This window comes from Gemella sp. GL1, from assembly GCF_013415365.1.
Classification (GTDB): domain Bacteria; phylum Bacillota; class Bacilli; order Staphylococcales; family Gemellaceae; genus Gemelliphila.
Genome location: NZ_JACBYB010000012.1, coordinates 100,116 through 125,141, shown reverse-complemented (window position 1 = coordinate 125,141; position 25,026 = coordinate 100,116). Strand labels below are relative to the sequence as shown.

The 25,026-nt window shown below is 29.1% G+C and carries 27 protein-coding genes and 1 tRNA gene; 2 read left to right on the top strand and 26 right to left on the bottom strand.

Going from position 1 to position 25,026, the window contains the following annotated elements; all coding sequences use genetic code 11:
* Positions 1-113: 113 nt before the first annotated feature.
* Both HZY82_RS03520 and corA read left to right on the top strand, forming a co-directional pair.
* Positions 114-869 carry a TrmH family RNA methyltransferase gene (locus HZY82_RS03520; RefSeq protein ID WP_135155928.1) on the top strand — a complete coding sequence of 252 codons (756 nt, stop codon included), beginning with the start codon at positions 114-116 and terminating at the stop codon, positions 867-869.
* A gap of 18 nt (positions 870-887) precedes the next feature.
* Positions 888-1,838, top strand: a complete 951-nt coding sequence (corA, locus tag HZY82_RS03515; RefSeq protein ID WP_135155929.1) for a magnesium/cobalt transporter CorA — start codon at positions 888-890, stop codon at positions 1,836-1,838.
* 250 nt (positions 1,839-2,088) lie between these two features.
* On the opposite strand, the gene HZY82_RS03510 is transcribed toward corA, so the two are convergent.
* From HZY82_RS03510 to HZY82_RS03385, 26 genes are all read right to left on the bottom strand, one after another.
* Positions 2,089-2,700, bottom strand: a complete 612-nt coding sequence (locus tag HZY82_RS03510; protein ID WP_179938645.1) for a DNA mismatch repair protein MutT — start codon at positions 2,698-2,700, stop codon at positions 2,089-2,091.
* Positions 2,701-2,767: 67 nt separating this feature from the next.
* The gene (locus HZY82_RS03505; RefSeq protein WP_167753206.1) at positions 2,768-2,941 is read right to left on the bottom strand and encodes a DUF6501 family protein; all 174 of its coding nucleotides are present in this window, start codon (positions 2,939-2,941) and stop codon (positions 2,768-2,770) included.
* A gap of 1 nt (position 2,942) precedes the next feature.
* On the bottom strand, positions 2,943-4,400 hold the full coding sequence (gene panF, locus HZY82_RS03500) for a sodium/pantothenate symporter (RefSeq protein ID WP_179938643.1): 1,458 nt from the start codon (positions 4,398-4,400) through the stop codon (positions 2,943-2,945).
* Positions 4,378-4,641, bottom strand: a complete 264-nt coding sequence (locus HZY82_RS03495) for a YhdT family protein (RefSeq protein ID WP_368667352.1) — start codon at positions 4,639-4,641, stop codon at positions 4,378-4,380. Before HZY82_RS03495 ends, panF begins: the two co-directional genes overlap by 23 nt.
* A complete protein-coding gene (locus HZY82_RS03490) occupies positions 4,628-5,236 on the bottom strand; it encodes a phosphatase PAP2 family protein (protein WP_228098229.1) in 609 nt (202 codons plus the stop codon). The genes HZY82_RS03495 and HZY82_RS03490 overlap by 14 nt, the downstream gene beginning before the upstream one ends.
* Before the next feature lies 1 nt (position 5,237).
* A complete protein-coding gene (locus HZY82_RS03485) occupies positions 5,238-6,317 on the bottom strand; it encodes an undecaprenyldiphospho-muramoylpentapeptide beta-N-acetylglucosaminyltransferase (RefSeq protein ID WP_179938641.1) in 1,080 nt (359 codons plus the stop codon).
* Between the two features lies 1 nt (position 6,318).
* Entirely contained in the window at positions 6,319-6,816 is a 498-nt protein-coding gene (gene coaD / locus HZY82_RS03480) for a pantetheine-phosphate adenylyltransferase (RefSeq protein WP_135155933.1), read from the bottom strand.
* Positions 6,809-7,372: a 16S rRNA (guanine(966)-N(2))-methyltransferase RsmD gene (gene rsmD / locus HZY82_RS03475; RefSeq protein ID WP_135155934.1), complete on the bottom strand. Its 564-nt coding sequence runs from the start codon at positions 7,370-7,372 to the stop codon at positions 6,809-6,811. Before rsmD ends, coaD begins: the two co-directional genes overlap by 8 nt.
* Positions 7,373-7,390: 18 nt before the next feature.
* The gene (locus HZY82_RS03470; RefSeq protein WP_179938639.1) at positions 7,391-7,636 is read right to left on the bottom strand and encodes a DUF2129 domain-containing protein; all 246 of its coding nucleotides are present in this window, start codon (positions 7,634-7,636) and stop codon (positions 7,391-7,393) included.
* Positions 7,637-7,653: 17 nt separating this feature from the next.
* The gene (gene pnp / locus HZY82_RS03465) at positions 7,654-9,738 is read right to left on the bottom strand and encodes a polyribonucleotide nucleotidyltransferase (protein ID WP_135155936.1); all 2,085 of its coding nucleotides are present in this window, start codon (positions 9,736-9,738) and stop codon (positions 7,654-7,656) included.
* Positions 9,739-9,885: 147 nt separating this feature from the next.
* Positions 9,886-10,431, bottom strand: a complete 546-nt coding sequence (locus HZY82_RS03460) for a CvpA family protein (RefSeq protein ID WP_167753207.1) — start codon at positions 10,429-10,431, stop codon at positions 9,886-9,888.
* A 56-nt stretch (positions 10,432-10,487) separates the two neighbouring features.
* Positions 10,488-12,101, bottom strand: a complete 1,614-nt coding sequence (locus tag HZY82_RS03455) for a DAK2 domain-containing protein (RefSeq protein ID WP_228098231.1) — start codon at positions 12,099-12,101, stop codon at positions 10,488-10,490.
* Between the two features lie 44 nt (positions 12,102-12,145).
* Entirely contained in the window at positions 12,146-12,508 is a 363-nt protein-coding gene (locus HZY82_RS03450; RefSeq protein ID WP_135155939.1) for an Asp23/Gls24 family envelope stress response protein, read from the bottom strand.
* 79 nt (positions 12,509-12,587) lie between these two features.
* Positions 12,588-15,416 (bottom strand): excinuclease ABC subunit UvrA, encoded by a 2,829-nt coding sequence (gene uvrA / locus HZY82_RS03445; protein ID WP_135155940.1) that lies wholly within the window; start codon positions 15,414-15,416, stop codon positions 12,588-12,590.
* 54 nt (positions 15,417-15,470) lie between these two features.
* Positions 15,471-16,532 (bottom strand): hypothetical protein, encoded by a 1,062-nt coding sequence (locus HZY82_RS03440; RefSeq protein ID WP_135155941.1) that lies wholly within the window; start codon positions 16,530-16,532, stop codon positions 15,471-15,473.
* Between the two features lie 64 nt (positions 16,533-16,596).
* A tRNA-Arg gene (locus HZY82_RS03435) sits at positions 16,597-16,670 on the bottom strand.
* Between the two features lie 128 nt (positions 16,671-16,798).
* Positions 16,799-17,071, bottom strand: a complete 273-nt coding sequence (rpsO, locus tag HZY82_RS03430; protein WP_135155942.1) for a 30S ribosomal protein S15 — start codon at positions 17,069-17,071, stop codon at positions 16,799-16,801.
* 100 nt (positions 17,072-17,171) lie between these two features.
* On the bottom strand, positions 17,172-18,122 hold the full coding sequence (locus tag HZY82_RS03425) for a bifunctional riboflavin kinase/FAD synthetase (protein ID WP_135155943.1): 951 nt from the start codon (positions 18,120-18,122) through the stop codon (positions 17,172-17,174).
* 13 nt (positions 18,123-18,135) lie between these two features.
* On the bottom strand, positions 18,136-19,056 hold the full coding sequence (truB, locus tag HZY82_RS03420) for a tRNA pseudouridine(55) synthase TruB (protein ID WP_135155944.1): 921 nt from the start codon (positions 19,054-19,056) through the stop codon (positions 18,136-18,138).
* 29 nt (positions 19,057-19,085) lie between these two features.
* Positions 19,086-20,417, bottom strand: coding sequence for a DEAD/DEAH box helicase (locus HZY82_RS03415; protein ID WP_135155945.1), 1,332 nt, complete (start codon positions 20,415-20,417; stop codon positions 19,086-19,088).
* Positions 20,418-20,538: 121 nt separating this feature from the next.
* Complete coding sequence (gene deoC, locus HZY82_RS03410) at positions 20,539-21,201, bottom strand: deoxyribose-phosphate aldolase (protein WP_135155946.1); 663 nt, start codon at positions 21,199-21,201, stop codon at positions 20,539-20,541.
* A 13-nt stretch (positions 21,202-21,214) separates the two neighbouring features.
* Positions 21,215-22,519: a thymidine phosphorylase gene (locus HZY82_RS03405; protein WP_135155947.1), complete on the bottom strand. Its 1,305-nt coding sequence runs from the start codon at positions 22,517-22,519 to the stop codon at positions 21,215-21,217.
* 115 nt (positions 22,520-22,634) lie between these two features.
* Positions 22,635-22,937 (bottom strand): hypothetical protein, encoded by a 303-nt coding sequence (locus HZY82_RS03400; protein WP_135155948.1) that lies wholly within the window; start codon positions 22,935-22,937, stop codon positions 22,635-22,637.
* A gap of 4 nt (positions 22,938-22,941) precedes the next feature.
* Positions 22,942-23,352, bottom strand: a complete 411-nt coding sequence (locus tag HZY82_RS03395) for a hypothetical protein (RefSeq protein ID WP_135155949.1) — start codon at positions 23,350-23,352, stop codon at positions 22,942-22,944.
* Between the two features lie 9 nt (positions 23,353-23,361).
* Complete coding sequence (floA, locus tag HZY82_RS03390; protein ID WP_167753210.1) at positions 23,362-24,339, bottom strand: flotillin-like protein FloA; 978 nt, start codon at positions 24,337-24,339, stop codon at positions 23,362-23,364.
* 47 nt (positions 24,340-24,386) lie between these two features.
* On the bottom strand, positions 24,387-25,022 hold the full coding sequence (locus HZY82_RS03385; protein ID WP_135155951.1) for an NfeD family protein: 636 nt from the start codon (positions 25,020-25,022) through the stop codon (positions 24,387-24,389).
* Positions 25,023-25,026 lie beyond the last annotated feature (4 nt).

The window sequence follows — 25,026 nt, the reverse complement described above, 5'->3', positions numbered from 1 at the left end:
ATAATAACTAACAAAGTTATGAAAAATTGCATAAAATCCTCCTAATTTATGATATAATTAAGGTAATTATATCATATTATAATTAAAAAATTCAATTAAATTAGGAGTTTTTAATGATTTACTCTAGTAACAACCCTAAAATTAAAAATATTTTAAAATTAAAAGATATTAAAAATATAAAGAAACAACAAAAATACTTAGTTGAAGGTCTTCATTTATTAGAAGAAGCTGTGAATTCAAATGTTGTAGAAACTATAATTAAGTCAGCTAATTTCGACAAAAGTATCCCCTTTGATATTTCTAAATTTGAAGTACTAACTGTTGATAAAAAAACAATCAAATCACTTGCCAGTACAATAACAAGCCCTGAAATTTTTGCCGTTTGTAAAATAGAAAAAAAATTACTTGATATTTCTAAATATAACAATATAATAATTTTAGATAGAATACAAGATCCAGGAAATTTAGGTACTATAATCCGTACTGCGGATGCATTTAGCTTTGATGCTGTTATACTTTCTCAAGGAACTACTAATATTTATTCTCCAAAAGTTATTCGTAGTATGCAGGGAAGTAATTTTCATATCGACTTTTTCGATAATGTTGATTTGAATAATTTTTTAAACACTATTCAAGATTTCGATATATTAGCAACCTCCTTAGATACGGAAGAATCTTTAGAAAATATAAAGTCACTCAAGTCAAAATGTGCAATAATATTAGGAAATGAAGCTAACGGTGTTTCTAATGAAATTTTAGAGAAGGTAAATAGAAAAGTAAAAATAACTATGCCCGGACAGGCAGAAAGTTTAAATGTATCTATTGCTGCCGCTATAATGATGCACTACATAAAAACTATACTAAAATAAAACTTATGGAGGTATCAAATGCTACAAATAATAGCTCTTGATAAAAATGGAACAATATTAGATAACCTATCTTTAGAAGAGGTAAGAAATGATAATATAGAGTGGTTTTGGGTAGATTTCAACTCTCCAACTAGAAGCGAGATAGAACTACTTACTACCTTCTTTAGATTTCACGAATTACATATTGAAGACTGTTTAACATTACTAGAAAGACCAAAAATAGAAATTACTCGTCAACAAATATTCTTGGTTTCCCATGTTTTAAAAAATATAGATGCTGACTATGAAACACTTAATATGTTTATTGGGAAAAATTACATAGTTACTTTTCATCTTTCACACATCAGATACACTAGTAAGGTTATTACCAAAGTTTTAGATAAAGGACCTTCTTATAGCCCTCTTCATATCATGCATATGCTTATCTCTGAAATTGTAGAAGGTTATAATCCACTTATTTCAAAAATAGAAAATCGGCTTGATGAACTTGAAGAAAATGATGCCCATACAAAAGGAAGTAAAATTATGAATGAAGTTTTTGATTTAAGATCTAATCTTTTAAAACTACGTAGAGGGCTAATGCCTATGAGAGAATTGATACATAGATTCTTAGTCTCTCGTAGGGTCGAGATGACAGAAAATGATAGAAAATACTTCCACGATATTTATGACGAATTAGTTCAACAAACTGAAATAATTGAAGCTAATAGAGAATTAGCTAGCGATATCCGTGAAAATTACATGGCATATAACTCATTTAAAAGTAATAGTATCATGATGACCTTAACAATGATTTCAACTATATTCCTTCCCCTAACTTTTATTGCTGGTTGGTATGGAATGAACTTTAATAATATGCCCGAACTACAAACTGAGTATGGTTATTTTATCATAATCTTTGTAACCTTTACTATTGCTGGAGCGATGTTGTGGTTTTTCAGAAAAAAAGGTTGGTTTGATATGTTTTAAGGTGAGGTTTTATGAATTTATTACAATTATTTTTATTATTTTCATTTATATTACTTATTAATAGTATTACTTTAAAAATTGATTATCATAAGTTTTTCAAAAAAGTGACTAATAATGATATTTTTATTTTAAATATGGTTATATCTTTCATTTTAGGATACCTTTTGTACAAAGTAATAATGGAAATTTATACTTTATCTACTTCTTTAATATAAAAAATACTAGAGAATATAAGATTCTCTAGTATTTTTTATATTATTGGCTTTAAAAACTCTGACCAAGATTCACAATTTTTTAATTTTTTTGCATTAGATGATTTTAACCAATCTATCCTCAATGTATCTTCCTCTATATCTTTTACCTTACGTTTATCTACATATACTTGATAAACGAGACCCATGTGTACTCTACCCACTTCATTAGTATCATCATTAATTAAACCTACACAAACTAACTCATCTAAATTTTCTTCAAAAGATACTCCAATCTCTTCTTTTAATTCTCTAGAAATATTAATTTTAATTATTTCTTCTATTGATTTATCATCTACCATATTCATATGTCCACCTACTCCAACAGATGCTTTTCCATGTAATCTAGATTCCCCACCACCAGTTAATCTTGTATACACTAGTATCTCTTTCGTTGCCTTGTCTTTTACTATAGCATATCCAATTAATTGTTTATACTGTGGATTTTCTTCCATATCTCCTCTTCTTTTTACTTCAATTTTTGAAAAGTTATTTACTATCTCATTAAATCTTACATCTTCATTACTAATATAACCATTAAAAGAATTTTTTTCATTATCAAATAGTATTTCTCTATCTATTACTAATATTTGTTCATCAAATTTACTCATAATTATCTCCTATATATTTAATAAATAATGACTACCGACATAAAAGCCAATAGTCATTTTAATTCATTTATTCTACAACCTCGAAGTACTCTTTATAAAAACCACCTATATTTCCTGTATTATCCTTAATAAAAATATACTCTTCAGTTTCATTTACTACATCATACTCTTTACCAATTGTTAATACACTACTGACTGTAAATTTTTCTGCATTTGTATTCATTACTTTTACTTTTTTCATTTTAAATATTCTCCTTATTTCTTTTATTTTTATAAATTGATACCAATATAAATACCATTAATGATATTATCAACGAAATTACCACTGGTTCAACCATAGTAATTTTATATATAGTTTTAAATAATATATATGTAGATAAACCTACTATAATTGAACTAATAGCCCCATTTTTTTCTGCCTTTTTCCAATACAAACCTAAGAGTATTGGCCATAAATAGGTTGTTTCTAATCCACCAAAAGCAAAGAGATTAATTTCTACTATAAGCGCTGGAGGTTTTATACTCAATATAGCAACAATTATAACCACTATAATATTTACCATATACACAAACAATGGTAATTTATCTTCGGTAACTTTTTCTTTAACTTGTTTAGTATTCAACAATAAATCTTTTATTAAACTAGATGAAATTAATAAGAATTGTGTATTTACTGTTGTTATTATTGCTGCTAATGGAGCAGCAAGGACTATCGCTACTAAGTACCAAGGAAATATCTCCATAGTTACCATTGGAATTACAGAATCATAATCATTTATATTAGGAAAAACTCCTCTAGATATTACTCCTATAAAATGAACTCCAAACATGACTATAAATATCACTATAGTACCTATAATTATAGATTGTTTTAAATGTCTAGTATTTTTATACAACATTGAGTTTACTGCAACATGGGGTATACCAATTAACCCTACCCCCACTAATACCCAAAACGAAGATACATACATAGGAGTTAGAGTTCCTGTTGCTCCAAAAGGAGTCAATAAATTAGGATTTTGTGCATAAATATTAGACATAATATTATCAATTCCTCCCCCATAACTAATTATAGAAAAGAATAGAATTAAAGTAGCAAATATCATAATCAACCCTTGAATTAAATCTGTTAATACTACTGTTCTTAAACCACCAAATACAACTGTTATTAAAATAATAATCGAAATAATTATTATTGCATATCTATATTCAATGGAAAGTAATTGTGCTAGCAACTTTGAACCACCAATCCACTGAGCTGACATTGCGGTTAATAAAAATACTATCATTGCAATGCTAGTAATGTTTGCTAATAACTTTGATTTATATCTGTACCTTATATAGTCTGCTATTGTTACTGCCTTAATTTCTTTAGTTATTTTTTGAAATCTTCTAGCTAATACTAGTAAAACAAAATATCCCGCAATTACTTGAATAACCGCTAATAGTACCCAACCCAGCCCTTGTCTATAAGCCATTCCTGGACCTGATAGAAATGTTGATGCTGATCCATAAGTCGACATAAGGGTTATAGCAAGGACTAGCCCTGAAATTTTTCTATCAGCTAAGTAATATCTTTCAAAAAAACTTACATTATTATCTCTGATTTCAATTCTATTTATAATACTAGGGATAACAATAATTAACAAGAATATAAAAGAAAACAATAGTATTGTATTAATATTTTCTATATTTTTCATCCCTTTTATCTTCCTCTTCAATATCTTTTTTAAATATACTACCCACAACTATAACTACTAAAAATATTATAAATATACTCACAACTACACTACTGTAAAAAAACCATTCTGGCATTCCCAATATATAATTATAATCACTTGGATCTATATCTGCATATTTAATATATGCGAAATAATACCATAAAATATAGTGAATTATAGCTAAAATAAATGCATATATATAATCTTTATTTTTCTTCACTTAAACCACTTACCTTTTTAAATATTTTATACAATACTTCATTATAGTATATCATTAAATCCACAACTATACTTCCCAGTAATAATCCGCCCAGAACATCAGTTGGATAATGTGCACCAATAGCTAATCTTGAAATTGGAATTATAATTATAGATATTGCTGCTATGACCCTTATTTTTTCCTTTTTATTAATTATGTACAATAAAGACATAAAAAATAATACTACCACTGTTGAATGTCCACTTGGAAATGAACCACCTGTAAATTCGTCAGCTAAAGGTCTAACTCTCCCAACAAGACTTTTCAATGCTATAGCAATACTTGCACCAAAGAAAGCTGTTGATAAAATTAAAATACTTTTTCTATACTCCTTAATAAAAAATAAAAATATTCCTAATAATCCCATTATTAACAATAAAATTTTATCATGAAGTACATAAGAAACACCTTTAAAGAAATAGTTAAATCCATTTCCACCAAATAGTGAATAAAACATATCCGATACTATATAATCAAACATATTCCTAGGTAAGACCACAACAAAAGTTGTTATTATTAAAAATATAAATATTTTAAATTTTGTCAAAAATCGCATTTTACTTCTCCTCTATTACCTTAAGTATTTTTTTATAAAAATCTTCACTTGAATTGATAACTTTCTTTTCTTTTTTATAAGATTTCATTGAATCAACATATAAAGGTAAATTTGAAGAGAAACTATCTAAATATGCAACAGATAGTTCATTTATTTTTTCTTCTAAAATTACTTTTGAAAAACCTTTACTTTCAAAATATTTAGCATTTTCCAACTGATCTCCTCTACTTTGATTAGTTCCTAACGGAATTAAAATAGAAGGTATATCTAAAGCTAAAAACTCGTAAATTGAGTTTGATCCCGCTCTAGATATAGTAAAATCTGTTATTTTAAAAATATCAAATAACTCCTCATTAATGAATTCATATTGAACATAAGAAATATTTTGTATATCTTTATTCATTTGTCCTTTACCTGTTATATGGACAATTTGGAATTTAGAACTTAACTCATCAATGTTATTCCAAATAAATTCATTAATAAGTTTAGAACCTAACGAGCCCCCCATAACTAATATCACTTGTTTATCTCTTGTAAACCCTGTTAATTCATAGGCTTTCGTCTCATTCCCAGAATAGATTTCATCACGTACAACAGCACCAATTAAACTTGCTTTATTGGCCGGCAAATGATTTAAAGTATCTTCAAAAGTTGTAAATATATGATTAGAAAATTTAATATTAATTTTATTAGCAAGACCTGGACTCAAGTCCGATTCATGTAAAATTGTAGGTATTGATAATAATTTTGCAGCAATACATACAGGAACACTGACAAAGCCCCCCTTAGAAAAAACTAAATCCGGCTTCTCTTTTTTTAGAATTAATAATGAATCTACTATCCCTTTTATTACTTTAAATGGATCTATAAAATTTTCCCAATCAAAATATCTTCTTAATTTTCCTGAACTAATGGAGTAATACTCTGTATTAGCTATTTTACTGATCATTTCCTTCTCTATTCCGTTTTTACTACCAATATATTTTGTTTCAAAAAAATTTTTTTGAAATTCGGGGATAAGTGCTACATTAACAGAAACATGACCTGCACTTCCTCCACCCGTAAAAATTATTTTTTTCACTTTACACCTCTTTTAATTTCTCTTCCAATCTTTTTGCTACGATATTTGGAACAAATTTTGTCAAATCTGCTCCAAAACCAGAAACTCCTTTAATTATACTAGAACTTATAAAAGAATACTTGGTGTTAGTCATCATATAAAAAGTTTCGATTTCTTCATCTAAACTCTTGTTCATAGAAGTAAGTTGCATTTCATACTCAAAGTCAGAAACAGCTCTCAAACCTCTAACAATTATATTAGAGCCTGTCTTTTTGGCGTAGCTGACAAGTAAACCCGAAAAACTATCCACTCGAACATTATCGATTTTATCTAGAGAATCAATAATTTCTTGTGTCATTTCTACTCTTTCTTTTACTGTAAAAAAGTATTTTTTATCAGGATTAATTAAAATAGCTATTATTACCTCATCAAATATTTTACTACATCTTTCAATTATATCTATGTGTCCTAATGTAATAGGATCAAAACTTCCTGGAATTATTGCGACTTTTTTATTCACTTTCTGACTCCCAATAATTAAATATCTTAATTGTTACAGTCCCATATTTCTTTTCTTTATATAGTTCTAACAATTCATTTTCATAATTTATATTTTCATCTGATGAATATTCACAAACAATAAGTGCATCATCATTAAGTAGGTTCAATTTAATAAGATTTTCTAAAACAAGATCCAGCATTCCCTTATTATAAGGAGGATCCAAGAATATTAAATCAAATTTTTCTTCTTTCTTAGAAAATATTTTTAAAGCTCTTAGATAATCATTTCTGTAGACTGAATACAATATTTTATCAATCTTACATCTTTTTATATTATCATTTATAATTTTTATGGCTGCTGAACTTCCATCAATGAAAGTTACATGTTTAGCTCCTCTACTTAAAGCTTCTATTCCCAGACCTCCACTTCCACCGAATAAATCTAAAACTTTTAAATCCCTACAGTGAATAATATTAAATAAATTTTCTTTGACCTTATCAGTTGTTGGACGTGTTGTCATCCCTTCTAATGCTTTAAGTTTTATTGATTTATATTTACCAGATATTACTCTCATATTTCTCCTAGCGAGCAACTACTCTATAAGCGAGAAATCTAAACCTAAATCTACAAGTTCGGATTTCACAACTTTTCTCACAATCTTTTTTTCTTCTAAAATTTTAATAATTTCATCAACCTTTTCTTCATCTACATAAAAATATAGATATCTATATTTTTTAGAATACGATATTAAATTACCATAATTTTCTAACTTATTAATATCTTTAACATGTTTGAAAAAAACATATAATCCTCTTCTTTTTTTAGAAAATAATTTCATTGTAAATTCCCTTAAAATTACACATTAGCCGTAGCATCGACTCTACCTTTATCATCTATATTAATAACTTTTACCTTAATTGTATCTCCGACTTTAACTACATCTTCTACTTTTTCAACACGTTTATCTGCTAGTTTAGAAATATGTACTAAGGCATCCGTTCCTGGGAATAACTCAACAAATGCTCCAAATTTTTCAATCCTTCTAACAGTTGCTAAGTAAACTTCTCCGATTTCTGCTTCTTTCACAATTCCTTCTATTAATTCAATAGCCTTCTTAATAGAATTTGTTTCAGGCGAAGAAATAAATACTTCTCCGTTTTGTTCAATATCAATCTTAACTCCCGTTTTATCAATAATTTCATTAATTGTTTTTCCACCAGAACCAATAACTTCTTTAATTTTCTCCGGCTTAATCTTGATTATCTTAATCTTAGGTGCGTATTTAGAAACTACTTCCCTTGGTTTTTCAATAATTGAATTCATATGTTTTAAGATTTCTAATCGCCCTACTCGTGCCTGTTCTAATGACTCTTTTAAAATTTCCTCATTTAGACCTTCAACTTTAATATCCATTTGTAAGGCTGTTATACCGTCCTCTGTCCCTGCGACTTTAAAATCCATATCTCCAAGGTGATCTTCTAATCCTTGAATATCCGTCAAAATTGTGTAGTGTTCATCTTTTTGAATTAAGCCCATAGCAATACCTGCAACTTGTGACTTAATAGGTACTCCTGCAGCCATTAAAGCCATAGAACCAGAACAAATTGTTGCTTGAGAACTTGAACCATTAGATTCTAAGATTTCAGAAACTATACGGATTGTATATGGAAAAGCTTCTTTAGTTGGAATTACTTGAGCTAAAGCACGTTCACCTAAAGCACCGTGCCCTATCTCACGTCTACCTGGTGCACGACTAAATCCTACTTCTCCAACTGAAAATGCTGGAAAATTATAATGTAACATAAATCGTTTATTCTCTTCTTGAGTCAAATCATCTATAATTTGTTCATCAGAAATATTACCCAAGGTTACTACCCCTAGTGACTGAGTTTGCCCTCTTGTAAATAAGGCTGAACCATGTGTTCTTGGTAAAACATCGATTCTTGATGATAATGGTCTTATTTCTGTTAAACCACGTCCATCAGGTCTTATCTTATCTTCTGTAATTTCTCTTCTTACTTCATCCTTAACAATTTTATCTAACGATGCATTCACTTCTTTCAATACTTTTTCTGAATCTTCAAGTTCTTTATTTTCAAAGTATTCTATAACTTCTTCTTTAACACTAGTAATTGCACCTTCTCTTTCTTGCTTATCTTTTACAGAAATTGCAGCCTTTAGCTTTTCTATAGACATATTGAATACTTCTGTATAAATTTCTTCATCTATAGTTTTTAGAACAACTTCCATTTTATTTTGACCTATTTCATCAACTATAGACTTTTGGAAATCGATAAGACGTTTAATTTCTTCATGTCCAAAAATAATCGCATTTAGCATAACTTCTTCTGATACTTCTTTAGCTCCTGCTTCAACCATATTAATAGCATCTTTGGTTCCTGCGACTTTTAGATCTATCAATGATTTCTCTAAAGTTTCTACATCTGGATTGAGTATGTATTGTCCATCAACATATCCGACAGTAACTCCTGCTATAGGACCTTTAAATGGAATATTAGAAATAGATAAAGACAGTGAACTTGCAATCATAGCTGCCATTACTGGGTCTGCATCATATTCCACTGAAAGTACAGTCGAAGTTACTTGAACCTCATTTCTAAAACCATCTTCAAATAAAGGTCTAATCGGTCTATCAATTAGCCTTGCAGCCAAAGTAGCCTCAGTTCCAGCTCTCCCTTCTCTTCGTAAAAATCCACCTGGAATTTTACCAACAGAATACATTTTTTCTTCATAATTCACTGTTAATGGAAAAAAGTCAACATCTTTTGCTTCTTTAGATGCGACCGCTGTTGTAAGTACAACAGTGTCTCCATATTTGATTAATACAGAACCATTTGCTTGTCGAGCCATTTCTCCAATTTCCACAATCAAATCTTTCCCTGCTAACTTTGTTTTATATATCTTTTTATCTTGAAACATCTTTTTACCTTTCGATATTTTATTATGATTAATCAATTTATATTTTTATATAAATCCACTACAATATTATACTATGTATTAATCTAAAATACCACTATTGTTATACTATAAAAAGGCTTTGATTAAGTTAATCAAAGCCTTTTTATCTTAAAATTTATAATTAAAATATTCTTCTAATATTTGTTTCGATAAAATTGGTGTTTCTTCAAAAATGAAACTCGCAAAAGTAGATTCATATAGATATGATTTCCATTCAAAATCTAAAGGTAATACATATAATAAGTAAACTACAACAAATATTATAATATATACTTCTACGAAACCTAGCATAGCACCTAAAAATTTATTAACTGTGCTTATTACTGGAATTTTTGTAACAACTTTAACCGAATTAAATATTATTTTTAAAATTAATCTAATAGTAAAAAACAAGATAAAAAATATTATAATTTTATGAAATCCTTGATTAATATTCAAATTAGTTAAAGTCTTACTGATATTCATAACAATTAGATTATCATCTATATTTATAAAGCCCGGTAAAAACATAACTAGCCTATTTGCTAATACAAATGATAAAACATAACCTATTACTATCATTAATAGACTAAATAATTGATCTAAAAATCCTTTTCTATATCCTCTAAGGATACCTAATAAAATAAGTATCAAAATTATTATATCTACTATCACACTCATCCTCCTTGTAGTTAACAAAGCAAACTGAGATTTAATCTACTTTACTAATATTACTCTAGTCCTATTACAAATTGATATACTGGTTGACCTGATTCTACTATCTCTACTTCCACATCAGCATATTTTTTTTCTAATAATTCTATTATAAAATTCGTTGTTTCTTCTGTTGCATCAGCTCCAACATACACAGTTAAAATTTCAACATCTTCATTTACAGTTTTTTCAAATAATTGAGTAATTAATTCTTTGATATCTTTTTCAGATGACACAATCTTCCCATCTGCAATCCCCATAAACTCAGAAGCCTTTATTTCTACACCTTCAATATTAGTATCTCTGATTGCATGTGTAACTTCTAATGTTTTAACTGTAGATAAACTACTTTGCATGTTTTCAAAATTTTCTTCCGGACTAGCATCTGGAGAAAACACCATTATTGCAGACACTCCTTGAGGTGCTGTCTTACTCTCTATAACAAAAACATTTTCTTCAACTAAATCTGCAGCCTGTTTAGCTGCTAATTGAATATTTTTATTGTTTGGAAGAATGTAGATATTTTCAGCATTTACTGATTTAATAGCCTTTATCATATCCTCTGTCGATGGGTTCATTGTTTGACCACCCTCTACAATATAAGAAACTCCCAATGATTTTAATAATTTACTTAAGCCGCCGCCCATTGAAACAGCAATACTGGCATATTTAACTTTTTCTTTTTGTTCTTTTTTAACTTCTCCTTTTCTAAGAACTTCTCGATGTTGCTCTCTCATATTTTCAGATTTAATCTTAATTAACTCTCCATACTGTTGACCATAATTAAAAACATCTCCTGGACTTTCAGTATGAACGTGAGTTTTTGCATACTCATCATCAGCAATTACTAATAATGAATCTCCAAATTTACTTAAATCTTCTCTAAATTTTTCTTCGTTAAATTCCTTTTTAGATTTATCTAATCTTACTGTAAATTCTGTACAAAATCCATGAACTATATCTTCCGGCGACATAAAATCCATACTAGCATGATCGTCTTCAAATTCCATGTTTAAAATATCTGTTTCTACAGAATCAAGACCTTCTATTTCTTCTCCTTTAAGAGCAGCCAAGAATCCTTGATAAACACAAACTAATCCCTGTCCCCCAGAATCTACAACACCTACTTCTTTCAATATAGGTAGTAATTCAGGAGTTCTTTGCAAAGATTTTTGTGCTCCTTCTAATAATGCCTCCATTACTTCTATAACAGAATCTGTATTTTTAGCCGCTTCTACGGCAATTTCAGCCGATTCCCTTGCAACTGTTAAAATAGTTCCTTCTACAGGTTTCATTACTGCTTTATAAGCTATCGAAACTCCATTTTGAACTGCAGCTGCAAATTCTTTTGCATTAATTTCTTCTTTTATTTCAATATATTGAGATAAACCTCTAAATAATTGTGATAAAATAACCCCTGAGTTACCACGAGCTCCCATCAATAATCCCTTAGAAAATGATTTTCCTAATACACCTATATTGTTATTTGGATTAGTTCTTACTTCAGCTGCTCCTGATGTCATAGATAAATTCATGTTAGTTCCAGTATCTCCGTCCGGCACTGGAAAAACATTTAATGCATTTATTTTTTCAGCATTCTTAGTTAAATTTCTTGCTCCCAAGTCTATCATCTGAGCAAATATTATACCATCTATCTTTTTCAACGATCTTCCTCCTAGTTGTCTACAACTTTAATTCCTTGTATATTTATATTTATTGCATTCACACTAACACCTAGTGTTTTTTCAATTTGATATTTAACAGTTGACTGTACATTATTTGCTATAACAGAAATTTTTGTTCCATACATAACTATTATATACATATCAATAATTAATTTGTCTTCACTTCTATTTATTACTATACCTCTTGAATAATTCTCTTTCCCTAGGATATCACTTATTCCATCTTTTACTTGATTTTTACTAGCCATTCCTATAATTCCATAACATGAAACCGCAGCACCACCAGCTACTGAAGAAATAACATCATCATTTATAGATATTGTTCCAAAATTATTTTTTATTTCTAAAACCATCATATCCTCCTAAATATAAATTTTACTATCAATTATACCTTTATTAAAGAAAAAATACAAGTTCAACTATTATTGTATATTAATTCAATAATTTTTTTAAGAACTGACCTGTATAGCTTTTCTTAATTTTTGTTAATTTTTCTGGTGTACACTCTGCTACTATTTCCCCACCTTTTACTCCACCTTCGGGACCTAATTCAATTAAATGATCACAACATTTTATCACATCTAAATTGTGCTCAATGACTAGTACACTATTGCCACTATCAACTAATGTATCAATAATTTTAATAAGTTTACTTATATCGTGTATATGTAAGCCTGTAGTAGGTTCATCCAATATATATAATGTTTTACCTGTCGATTTCTTATATAATTCACTAGCTAATTTTACCCTCTGTGCTTCACCACCCGATAAAGTTGTTGCACTTTGACCTAATCTTATATAATCTAAACCAACTTTTATTAGTGTTTCTATTTTATTCTTAATTTTAGGTACATTATAAAAGAATTCATAAGCATCTTTTACCGTCATATTTAAAACATCAGAAATATTTTTTCCTTTATAATTAACCTCTAAAGTTTCTCTATTATATCTTTTTCCTTGACATTGTTCGCAAGCTACATGAACATCTGGTAGGAAGTGCATCTCGATTTTTATAATACCATCTCCTGAACAAGCTTCACATCTCCCGCCTTTAACATTGAAACTAAACCTCCCTTTTTTATATCCTCTAAGCTTGGCTTCATTTGTACTAGCATATAGATCTCTTATATCATCAAATACGCCAATATAAGTTGCTGGATTACTCCTTGGCGTTCGTCCAATTGGAGTCTGGTCTATATCGATTATTTTATCAATATTACCTTCTACTCCGACTATATCTCTAACTACTGTTCTATCTATACTTTCTTTACTTAAGATATTTTTTACAGACTTGAATAATATTTCATTCACTAAAGTAGATTTACCACTTCCAGATACTCCTGTTACCCCAACTAATTTTCCAAGAGGTATTTTCACAGAAACATTTTTTAAATTATTCTGTTTCGCTTTAATAACCTCTATGAAACTTCCATTTCCTTTTCTTCTTTCTTTAGGAAGTTCTATTTTCATTTTTCCAGACAAATATTGTCCTGTAAGAGAATTTTTATTTTCCATTATTTCCTTAAGTGATCCTTTGGCTACCACTTGACCTCCGTGTTCCCCGGCACCTGGTCCTATATCAACAATATAATCACATTCTCTCATAGTATCTTCGTCATGTTCAACAACTAATACTGTGTTACCTAACTCTTTCATTGACTTCATTGTATTAATTAGTTTTTCATTATCTCTTTGATGTAGTCCAATAGAAGGTTCATCTAATATATAAGTTACCCCCATAAGTTTAGATCCTATTTGAGTTGCTAATCTAATCCTCTGTGCTTCACCACCAGATAAAGTACCTGCTGCTCTATCTAAAGTTAAATAATCTAATCCTACATCATTTAAAAATTGTAACCTTGCTTTAATTTCTTTAAGGACTAGATCAGCAATTTGGGCATCTTTCTCACTCAATTCTATATTGTTAAAAAAGTCATATCCATCTCTTATTGATTTCGCTACTATATCAGCAATATTTTCATTACCAACATAAATAGATAATATCTCTGGTCTTAATCTTTTACCTTTACAAGATTTACAAATATCTTCTTTTATATATTTTGACATTGCTTCTCTAGTGGACTTTGACATACTACTCGTATATCTACGATAAACTATGTCCCTTACACCTTCAAAATAATTAACTCTAGTCTTATTTAGACCTTCCATATTAATATATTTATGAATTACCTCTTTTTCCCTATTTCCATTAAAAATAATATCTTGATCTTCTTGAGATAACTCTTTAAAAGGAGTATTCATATCTATTCCAAAAGTCTTGCATACACATTCAATTAGCGATGGATAGTAAACTGATGTAGCACTAGAAAAAACATTTATTGCCCCTTCTTTAATGGATAAGTCAAAATTTATAACCTTATTTATATCTACATTATCACGAAAACCTAAGCCATCACAATTTTGACAAGCTCCTTGAGGGTTATTGAAAGAAAAAATTCTAGGTTCTACTTCTCCTATAGAATAGTCACAATACTTACACGAATACTTTGTTGAATATAAATTTATACTATTTTCATTAATATTTTCAACTTCTACCATTCCATTATCAGCTAATTTTAATGCAGTTTCTACAGAATCAGCCAGACGATTTTGAATATCTTCTTTAATAATTATTCTATCTACAATTACACTTATAGAATGTTTCTTATTTTTATCAAGCTCAGGTAAATCATCAGATTCATAAATTTCACCATCAATCTTGAATCTTACATACCCATCTTTAAGTAATTTTTCTAGAACTTTCTTATGAGTTCCTTTTTGTTCCTTTACTACAGGTGCTAAAATTTGTAATCTAGAACGCTCTGGCATTTCCATAATCGAATCTACTATCTGACTCACAGATGATGGCTCTATTTTTTCCTTATGCTTAGGACAATACACCTGTCCTATTCTAGCATAGAGTAATCTTAAATAATCATATATCTCCGTAACTGTAGCTACTGTTGATCTGGGGTTTCTAGACGTTGTTTTTTGGTTAATGGATATAGCTGGGGATAAACCTTCAATAGAATCCACATCTGGTTTTTCTAAATTACCTAAAAATTGCCTTGCATAAGCACTCAAACTTTCTACATATCGTCTCTGTCCCTCAGCATAAATCGTATCAAAAGCTAAAGAACTTTTACCACTTCCAGAAACCCCAGTTATTACAACAAAACTATCCCTAGGAATTTCTAAATCTATATTCTTTAAATTATTTTCTCTAGCTCCTTTTATTACTATATTTTTATTACGTCTCATTTATTTATCTCCTATATTTAAAAAAGCACGATCCAATCGTGCTTTATATGTATATTAATTACCAGTAGCAGTAGATGCACTAACTGTATTATTTGTTGTTGAATTTTCTGCTATAACTTCTACTGAAGTAGAAGGAACAGTTGTTGAAACAAATGAATTTGACATTGTCGTTACTACTGGAACATTAGTTGTATTTACTGTAGAAGTAGGTGGCCCTGAAACATATCCATATATTTCTACACTAGTTGTTACTGTAGCCGGACTTGGTTGTTGCACTCTATCTGTTATATTTGAAGAATTTTTAGTTGTTATAGACTGTTGAACTGAATTCACTCTAGTAGAACTAATTTCGCTTGAAATACTTGTATCTGATGTTGTAACAGCGGTATTTGTTTCAACTAAGATAGCATTACTCTCTACCTTTAATTCTTCTTCACCATCTTTAAAAACAATATGATCACTAGATAAATTTATTTCTTCAATTATTTTATTTTCTTTTAATAATTTCTCTATCTCTTCTATAGTTTTAGCAGATTCAATTTTCTTAATAAGTTCATCTTTTAAGCTTTGTTCCAAGGAGCTCATTTCAACTTTTTCAATATAAAATTCTTTTTCTTGTGCTTTAAGACTAGATACTAAAACTTCACCTTTATTATCACCAACAAGAAATTCTACACTCTCTATCATTCTAAAGTTACTTGTTAATTCTGGAACATTTTTTATTGTTAATGATTCTAATTTATTTCCTAAAGGAACCTCCATTTTTTTTATAGCTCCTTTTTCTAAGATAGGAATTAATACTTCTGCAATCTTATTTTCTTTATATGATACTTCAACTATAAGCTCTGTAAGATTTCTTTCTGCTAAATTTTCTAATGAAACAATAGCTGTATTTTCATCTTTAATTTCCGTTGAAATCTTAACATTTTTTTCATTCAATTTTAATTCATTTTTAGTCGTAGTTACTGCCGTCGTAGTCTCTATAACCGTAGATTGTGTCTGACTAATTTTTTCGTTAGATTTGGATGTATTTGCATTATAATAATATATCGCACCTCCAATTACCAACACCGACATAACAGAAATAGTTATTCCTAATTTATTACTTTTACTCATATCTATCTCCTCAATTATTAATTTTTTAAAAAAATAACCAAGAGAATACTCTCTTGGTTTCTGACGTCCCGAAAGGGATTCGAACCCCCGACCGACGGCTTAGAAGGCCGTTGCTCTATCCTGCTGAGCTATCGAGACTTAATTAATAAGTTGTACTCTCAAGTACTGTTTTAGTATATAACATTTTTAAAAACTTGTCAACATTTTTTTAAATTTTTTTAAAAAAAGTTGTAGAAGATTTTTAAGTCTTCTACAACAATTAAAAATTATCTTCTCAATCCAAGTGACTTAATTAATTCACGATATCTTTGAATATCTTTTCTAATTAAGTAGTCTAATAAGTGACGACGACGGAATACTTTTTTAAGTAATCCACGTCTACCTGCGTGATCTTTCTTGTGAGTGTTTAAGTGAGCAGTTAAAGCTTCAATTTCAGCTGTTAAAACTGCAATTTGTACTTCTGGTGAACCTGTATCAGATTCGTGAGTACGATATTTAGCGATAATCTCGTTTTTTCTTTCTTGACTAATTGCTGCCATGAGGCACCTCCATAAAATTATTTTTAGCCATTAATCTGAGTGTAAAATCTGGAGTGTTTCTACACCAAGAATAAGGACAATATTAATTATATATTACTTTTTATTTTTTTTCAATACTTAATTCCATATTAAATTTTTCTGCTAAAGCTTTGTCATTTAATAATTGTTTTTTTAATTCTTCTAATCCTAAAAATTTCTGCTCTTTTCTAAGATAATCATAGAACTCTAACTCTATTTTCTCACCATATATATCTTCACTAAAATCTAGAATATATGTTTCTATGGATAAATTTCCTGAGTCAGAAACCGTGGGGTTTTTGCCTATATTGGTTATTCCTTTATAATATTTACCCTTTACCTTAACTTTTGTCAAATATACTCCAAATTTATTAGGAATTACATACTCTTCGTCTAATTCTAAATTTACAGTAGGAAATGAGATCGTTCTTCCTAATTGCTTTCCTTTTTTTACTTTCCCTGAAATTTTATAATTAACCCCTGAAATTTCTTTATATTCAAATACCTTACCTTCAATAATAAGATTTCTTAAATATGTTGATGATATTTTATTATTATCCTTTGATTTGATTAGTTTTACAATATTTACTTTAATACTTCCTTTAGTATACTCTTCTATAAAAGCAGGGGTCCCTTGGCCTTTGCTTCCGAATAGATAATCTTCACCACAATATACACTTACTATATTTAATTTTTTTAAAACAGTTTCTATAAATTCTTCTTTTGAAATTTTACTTAATTTATCATTAAATTTTAAAATATAAAGTTCATCAATACCTAATTCATTTAAGATAGATATTTTCCTTTGCTTAGGAGTTAATAATTTTATTTCTTTTCCTGAAAAAAATTCCTTCGGACAAATATCAAAAGTTAGCAAACAAGACGTCATACCCTCATTTTTTGCACCTGATATTGTATTCTCTATTATCTTTCTATGCCCTTTATGGATACCGTCAAAAAAACCTAAAGCTACTGCTCTTTTAATATTATCCTCTTTTATTTCACTCATATCATTTATGTAAAAAACCTTCATAGTTCCAACTCCTTTAACTTATTTCCTTAGGAAAAGTAGTTTTCACTGATAGTAATTCATCATTTTTATCACGCAAATGATAAATAGCAATTGCATCTCCTTCATAAGTAAAAACAATTCCTTCAGTGAAATCTAATTCAGAAAATTGATTTTTTCTAAATCTTAATCCATTCATTACCTGCTTAGCTCGATATTTAGGTAACTCATAAAATTTATAGGATTCTAGTGCATATTCTTTTTTATAAAGAATTTGAGATATCTCTTCTTTGGTCATCTCACTAATTTGTTTTAGAGTATAACAATTCTCTATTGTTATTTTTCCACTACTTGTTCTCCTTAAACTACTCATACAACTTGGAACATTCAATAGCTCTCCTATCTGTGTTGCAATTGTTCTTATATAGACGCCCTTACCACAATGCACATTTATAGTAAAATATATTCTACTCTTCTTGTTTACAATACTAGCTTCATCAAGTTTAATACTATGTATATATACTTCTCTACTAGGTCTTTCTACATCAAAATTCCCATTTCTTGCATACTCATACAATTTTTTTCCCTTTACTTTAACTGCTGAGTAAATAGGAGGAATTTGAGTGATTCTACCTATTAATTTTGAACAAGCATTCTTAATTTCTTCAGCTGTTATCTGTCCTAATCTAACTTCTTCTACAATATCTCCACTTATATCTTCAGTAGTAGTACTTAAACCTAAGCATACTTCTGCCTTATAAGATTTACCAAGATTCATAGCATAGTCACTAACCTTCGTTGAATTACCTAATAATATTAATAAGACACCATCTACTTCAGGATCTAATGTTCCAGAGTGACCTATCTTTTTCATTTGCAATATCTTTCTTAATTTAAATACTACATCATGGCTAGTCATACCTTTTTCTTTAAAAACCGGTAATATACCATCTAACATACTTATTACCTACTTCCAAAATTTTAAATTTACTTAGCTCTATTAGCTCTATTTTGTCGTTTAGCAAATTTTCTTCTTTCCTTTTGCTTAAGTTTATCCATTTTATACTTATGTTTCTTTTTGTAACCTGGTTTAACTTTATTGCTTGACTTAACTTTTGATTTTAATTTCTCAGTTAGATTATGATCAGCAATAACTTTCTCCCTATTTTTACGTTTATTTCTATCTTTTATTTCAATAAATTCATTATTCTTAATATCTACATGATCAAACTTGATTCCTCTACTTTCAAGTTGTTGTAATTTTTCTTCATCCTTATTATCAAAGATTGTTATACAGTCACCATCTAAACCTGCTCTAGCTGTTCTTCCTGCTCTGTGTATAAAGAAATCCAAATCGTTAGGAATATTGTAATTGATTATGTGACTAACTCCCTCTATATCAATTCCTCGACTCATTAAATCACTAGCAACTATATATGTAAAGTCCAGATTTGCAATTCTTTTTTGCATTTGCTTTCTTTCGCGAGGTGTTAAATCGCCATGAATAATACCTACATTTAATCCATTACTGCTTAAATAAGAACTAACTTCTTCAACTTCAGTTTTCTTGTTGGCAAAAATAATAGCTAAATAAGGATTAATAACTTTTGTAATATCTAATAATTTTTCCAATCTACTAGAACTCTTAATATGTATTAGTGAATAAGTAATCTTACCTTTATTTGCATTATCCACTTCAATATATTGTGGATTTTTTACATATTTTTTCAAGAAGTGTGACATTTGAGTTGGAATTGTAGCAGAAAATACTAAGAATTGCGAAGTTTCTGATGATCGTTTAGCAATCTTATCAATATCTTCTATAAAGCCTAGATCAATCATCATATCACATTCATCAACAACAATAGTTTCAACTTCTTTAATATTTAATGAACTTGCCTTATCTAATTCTAAAATACGAGTTGGTGTCCCAATTAAAATATGAGGTGTATTTATAACCTTTTCTTTATCTCTTTGTAAATCTTGACCACCAATAAATAATCCAACCTTGAATTCCTTCTCAGAAAATTCTGCTATATGATTTGCCATTTCATATAACTGACGAGATAATTCACGAGTTGGTGCCATAATTATTGCTTGTACTTTATTTACTTCTAAATTTATTTTACTAAAAATTGGCAGCAAGAATGAGTGGCTTTTCCCACTCCCTGTTTCAGATTTTGCTACAACATTTTTCCTTTTTAAAACAGGAGAAAAAACTCTTTCCTGTATCTTTGTAGGATTTTTAAATTTCAAATCGATTATCGCTTCATTTACAAAATCTTTAAACTTAAATTGTTCAAATGATTTAGATAGCATATTTTATTATCTCCATTCTTTATAAAATTATTTTTAATTATACAATATCTAAATGAATTTTACCAAAATTTAAATAAACATTTACTTCAAGAGCAAATGTTTATTTATAAAACTTAAGATATTAATATATAGAATTACTTACTTCATCTTTCATTATTGCTATACCTGAACTAGTCCCAAGTCTTTCTGCACCTAATTCGATATATTTTAAGGCACTTTCCTTATCTCTAACCCCGCCAGAAGCCTTAACTTTAGCATCTTGTTTGACTACCGACTTCATTAATTCCACATCTTCAAAAGTAGCACCACCGCTTCCAAATCCAGTAGATGTTTTAACATAATCAGCACCTGCTTCTACAGCTAATTGGCAAGCTTTAACAATATCTTTTTTATCTAAGTAACAATTTTCCAAAATTACTTTCAATGTATTACTTCCGATAACTTCTTTAATAGCACGTATTTCATCTTCAACATAAGAATAATCACCATCAAGTAATCTTGAAATATTTAATACCATGTCTATTTCATTAGCACCTTTTTCTATTGCATCCTTAGCTTCAAAAACTTTTGCTTCCGTACTCATAGAACCCAAAGGAAATCCTACTACTGCAGCAATTTTTACATCAGTTCCTCTCAATTGTTCTTTACAAAACTCTATATATGAGCTATTGACACATACGCTAAAAAAATCAAATTCTTTAGCTTCTTTACACAATGTTTCAATTTCTTCTTTTCTTGCTGTTGCTTTTAATAATGTATGATCAATATATTTATTTAATTTCATGAATTTCTCCTGTTTATTCAACTATTTCTAATACTACTTTTTTCTTTTCAATTTGACTATCTTGAATTTTATAAGCATCTAGTATCATATTTCTACTATTTTCTAAATTTTTTTCATCGTTAAAATGGATCCTTGCTAGTAATTCACCACTTTTTACATAATCACCAACTTTTTTATGCAAAGTTATACCTACTGCATGATCAATTAAATCTTCTTTAGTAGCCCTTCCAGCACCAATAATCATTGCTGCTATTCCTATCTCTTCAGCTTTTATCTGATTAACATAACCTGTTGATATAGATTTTACTTCATAAAAACTCTTTGCTGTAGGTAACAATGAATAATTATTTACTAATTCAGGCTTACCTCCACTTTCTTTAATAAATTCTTTGAAAATAGCTAAAGCAGAACCATCCTCTATAACCTTATCTAGTAAGAAACTTGCTTCTTCAAAAGTGGTCACTTCTCCCTTTTCTTTAAGGGCTAAATAAGTTATATAATAGACTACTTCTTTTACATCATCTGACCAATTACCTTTTAAAGCCTCTATTCCTTCAATAATTTCATTAGAATTTCCTACTTCACTTCCTAATGGTTCTTCCATACTTGTAAGTAAGGCAACTGTTTTTCTTCCAAGGTTATTTCCTATCTTAACCATAGTTCTAGCTAATTCTCTTGCATCATCAACAGTTTTCATAAAAGCACCATCTCCAAATTTTACATCAAGAATGATAATATTTGACTCTATGGCAAGTTTCTTAGACATAATGCTGCTTGCTATCAATGGAATAGAATTCACAGTCCCAGTCACATCCCTAAGCGAATATAGCTTTTTATCTAAAGGTACGATAGTATCACTGTAGCCCATTATTCCAACACCAGTTTTATTAACTATATCTACAAGTTCCTTTCTAGTACTAGAAAACTCAAAATCTTTAATGGATTCAAATTTATCAATAGTTCCACCAGTATGTCCTAAGCCTTTTCCTGAAAGTTTAGTAGTAGCCATACCTAAAGCTGCAAGTAAAGATCCTAAAATGACTGTTACCTTATCTCCAACCCCTCCTGTAGAGTGTTTGTCAACTAAAAATTTATCTATATCAGGAAATGATATTACATCACCAGAATCCCTCATTTTTAATGTGAAATATGCTAACTCATCTTCCGTCATTCCTTTAAAAAAAACAGCCATTAAATAAGCACTCATTTGATAATCCGGAATATTATTATTTAAATACTCATCCAATAGAAAATCTATTTCACTCTTTTCTAAACTTTTACCACTTTTCTTTTTTTCAATAATATCAACTATTCTCATAATGACCTCATTAAATTTATTTATCTTATTCTTAGTTTATTATATAACATATCTTACAAACTTGACAATATAAAAACAATAGGAAATTTGTGATATCACAAATTTCCTATTGTTTTTATTGTTTTTTACTTTTAGGTTTTGCAAGAATTTCTGCCATTATATAATCTTGAAGAAAGCTATCGTTTTTTAATAGATTCTTTCCACCAAGAATTTCATCTTCTTTATCAGCGACCCTTAACCTTGAAGAACTAGTTTCCGTATTAGAATTTGTAGAGAAATGCCCATTTGCTTGTTCTTTACAAACATCTATAATTTCATCTTGCTCTTCAGTAATATCTTCTTTTATTTCCTTTTTTCTATGCTCATAGACATGCTTTCCAAGCAAAAATATTATACTCAAAATACCCCATATAGTCATAAGATCATCCTCTACCTTTCTTTTCAAGATATTCTTTTGTAATCAAACCTTTAACTATATTAGTTTTAGAAAAATTAAGAATAGATTTATTCTCAACAATATTAGAAATCTCTTTTTTCTGCGAATTCTTTCTTAATTCCTCTAACTCTGCTCTAAGTTTTTCAATTTCTTCTGCTTGAGTATTAACTTTAGAATTTAGATCGTCCATTTCATTTGAATTTTCTTCTAGAGTAAATTCCCTATTTTTTAACTTTCTTACTTCTTCTAAAGCCGCTTCTTTATTTCTTTCTAATTCTAATTGCCTTGCTGTATCCATATTGTTCACATGTTTATTACTATCGCTAAACATAACTATAACAAATATAAGACCAACCAGTACAACTATAACTGGAATTGCTACAAATAGAAAATTCATGATATTCTCCTATTTATTAGACTCTGCTTCTGGTTGTGACATTTTCTTAATAGAATCTCTCATTCCTGTATCTGCTTCTAGATTTTTATAATTCATATAATCCATTACTCCTAGATTTCCTTCGCGGAAAGCTTTTGCCATAGCAAGTGGTAATTCTGCCTCAGCTTCAACAACTTTAGCTCTCATTTCTTGGATACGTGCCTTCATCTCTTGTTCTTGGGCTACAGCCATTGCTCTTCTTTGCTCTGCCTTAGCCTGAGCAATATTTTTATCAGCAATTGCTTGTTCAGTTTGAAGGTTTGCACCAATATTTTGACCAATATCAACATCTAAAATATCAATCGATAAAATTTCAAAAGCTGTTCCAGCATCTAGACCTTTTTCTAAAATTGTTTTAGAAATTCTATCAGGATTTTCTAATACGACTGTATGTGATGCAGAAGAACCAATAGTTGACACGATACCTTCCCCTACACGGGCAATTACTGTATCTTCTCCAGCTCCCCCTACTAGCCTTTCAATATTTGCTCTAACTGTTATACGAGCCTTTGCTTTTACTTCAATACCATTAATAGCAACACCCGCAATATATGGAGTTTCAATAACTTTTGGATTAACACTCATCTGTACTGCTTGAAGTACATCACGTCCAGCTAAATCAATAGCTGCACATCTTTCAAAAGTTAAACTAACAATATTTGCTCTATGAGCCGCAATTAAAGCATTAATAACTCTATCTACATTTCCACCTGCTAAATAGTGACTTTCTAATTGATTAATTGTTACATCCAATCCGGCTTTATGAGCTTTAATCATTGGATTAATAACTCTACTTGGAACTACACGTCTTAATCTCATACCAACAAGTGTAAAAATTGAAACCTTTACTCCTGCCGCAATTGCACTAATCCATAATCCTATTGGAAAAAATGTGAAAAATACCGATAATATTATTAATACAAAAATTATCGTTAGACCTGGTGTCATAACCGAAAAAATTGATTCAGATAACATAAATTCCATCTCCTTTTATTTTATTTTTTTCTTACTACTATTCTCATACCTATAGTTTCCGTTACTATAAGGCTACTATTTTTTTCTATAAACTCTCCTTGACTTACTACATCATACTTTTTGCCATCCAAAATAGCAATTCCTGCGGGTCTTAAATCAGTATAGGCCTTTAACTCCTTGCCGACTAGACTTATATCACTCTTATTTGCAATGTAACCTTCTTCAGTTAATAATTTATCTTTAAGAATTAATTTATTCAAAAATAGCATTTTTTTCTTAAAGAGATAAATATTTAAAAGTGACATGATAACAAAGACTATCAAGGATACAACTATGGCTAAAACAATGTACTGATTAATTTTATTTATAGAAACTAGGGCATATCCTAAAACTAAAATACCTAGTATTCCTAGTATTCCCCCTGGAACAAATAACTCCAGTATTATAAATATTATTGCAGATATAAACATCAACAAAGCTAGAATATTAAAATTTGAATATATGGAATGCAATGAAAAATATAAAGATATCGATAAAATAGCAGTTATTCCATAAAAATTAAATTTGCTTGAAAACAGTTGCTGACTTGTTGAAAAACTCAGAATAAATAATAATAAATAGTCTAAATAAATTAAATATTCCGGATTATTCATCATAACA

Excerpts from the sequence above, each read along its gene's own strand:
- HZY82_RS03520 (WP_135155928.1), top strand. The coding sequence starts at position 114 with ATGATTTACTCTAGTAACAACCCTAAAATTAAAAATATTTTAAAATTA.
- corA (WP_135155929.1), top strand. The coding sequence starts at position 888 with ATGCTACAAATAATAGCTCTTGATAAAAATGGAACAATATTAGATAAC.
- HZY82_RS03510 (WP_179938645.1), bottom strand. The coding sequence starts at position 2,700 with ATGAGTAAATTTGATGAACAAATATTAGTAATAGATAGAGAAATACTA.
- HZY82_RS03505 (WP_167753206.1), bottom strand. The coding sequence starts at position 2,941 with ATGAAAAAAGTAAAAGTAATGAATACAAATGCAGAAAAATTTACAGTC.
- panF (WP_179938643.1), bottom strand. The coding sequence starts at position 4,400 with ATGAAAAATATAGAAAATATTAATACAATACTATTGTTTTCTTTTATA.
- HZY82_RS03490 (WP_228098229.1), bottom strand. The coding sequence starts at position 5,236 with ATGCGATTTTTGACAAAATTTAAAATATTTATATTTTTAATAATAACA.
- rsmD (WP_135155934.1), bottom strand. The coding sequence starts at position 7,372 with ATGAGAGTAATATCTGGTAAATATAAATCAATAAAACTTAAAGCATTA.
- HZY82_RS03470 (WP_179938639.1), bottom strand. The coding sequence starts at position 7,636 with ATGAAATTATTTTCTAAAAAAAGAAGAGGATTATATGTTTTTTTCAAA.
- pnp (WP_135155936.1), bottom strand. The coding sequence starts at position 9,738 with ATGTTTCAAGATAAAAAGATATATAAAACAAAGTTAGCAGGGAAAGAT.
- HZY82_RS03455 (WP_228098231.1), bottom strand. The coding sequence starts at position 12,101 with ATGATAGACTTGGGAGCAAGAAATTTAACTAAGAATGCTGAAAAAATA.
- HZY82_RS03450 (WP_135155939.1), bottom strand. The coding sequence starts at position 12,508 with ATGGTTTTAGAAATAAAAAATAATTTTGGAACAATATCTATAAATGAT.
- uvrA (WP_135155940.1), bottom strand. The coding sequence starts at position 15,416 with ATGAGACGTAATAAAAATATAGTAATAAAAGGAGCTAGAGAAAATAAT.
- HZY82_RS03440 (WP_135155941.1), bottom strand. The coding sequence starts at position 16,532 with ATGAGTAAAAGTAATAAATTAGGAATAACTATTTCTGTTATGTCGGTG.
- rpsO (WP_135155942.1), bottom strand. The coding sequence starts at position 17,071 with ATGGCAGCAATTAGTCAAGAAAGAAAAAACGAGATTATCGCTAAATAT.
- HZY82_RS03425 (WP_135155943.1), bottom strand. The coding sequence starts at position 18,122 with ATGAAGGTTTTTTACATAAATGATATGAGTGAAATAAAAGAGGATAAT.
- truB (WP_135155944.1), bottom strand. The coding sequence starts at position 19,056 with ATGTTAGATGGTATATTACCGGTTTTTAAAGAAAAAGGTATGACTAGC.
- HZY82_RS03415 (WP_135155945.1), bottom strand. The coding sequence starts at position 20,417 with ATGCTATCTAAATCATTTGAACAATTTAAGTTTAAAGATTTTGTAAAT.
- deoC (WP_135155946.1), bottom strand. The coding sequence starts at position 21,201 with ATGAAATTAAATAAATATATTGATCATACATTATTAAAAGCAACAGCA.
- HZY82_RS03405 (WP_135155947.1), bottom strand. The coding sequence starts at position 22,519 with ATGAGAATAGTTGATATTATTGAAAAAAAGAAAAGTGGTAAAAGTTTA.
- HZY82_RS03400 (WP_135155948.1), bottom strand. The coding sequence starts at position 22,937 with ATGACTATATGGGGTATTTTGAGTATAATATTTTTGCTTGGAAAGCAT.
- HZY82_RS03395 (WP_135155949.1), bottom strand. The coding sequence starts at position 23,352 with ATGAATTTTCTATTTGTAGCAATTCCAGTTATAGTTGTACTGGTTGGT.
- floA (WP_167753210.1), bottom strand. The coding sequence starts at position 24,339 with ATGACACCAGGTCTAACGATAATTTTTGTATTAATAATATTATCGGTA.
- HZY82_RS03385 (WP_135155951.1), bottom strand. The coding sequence starts at position 25,022 with ATGATGAATAATCCGGAATATTTAATTTATTTAGACTATTTATTATTA.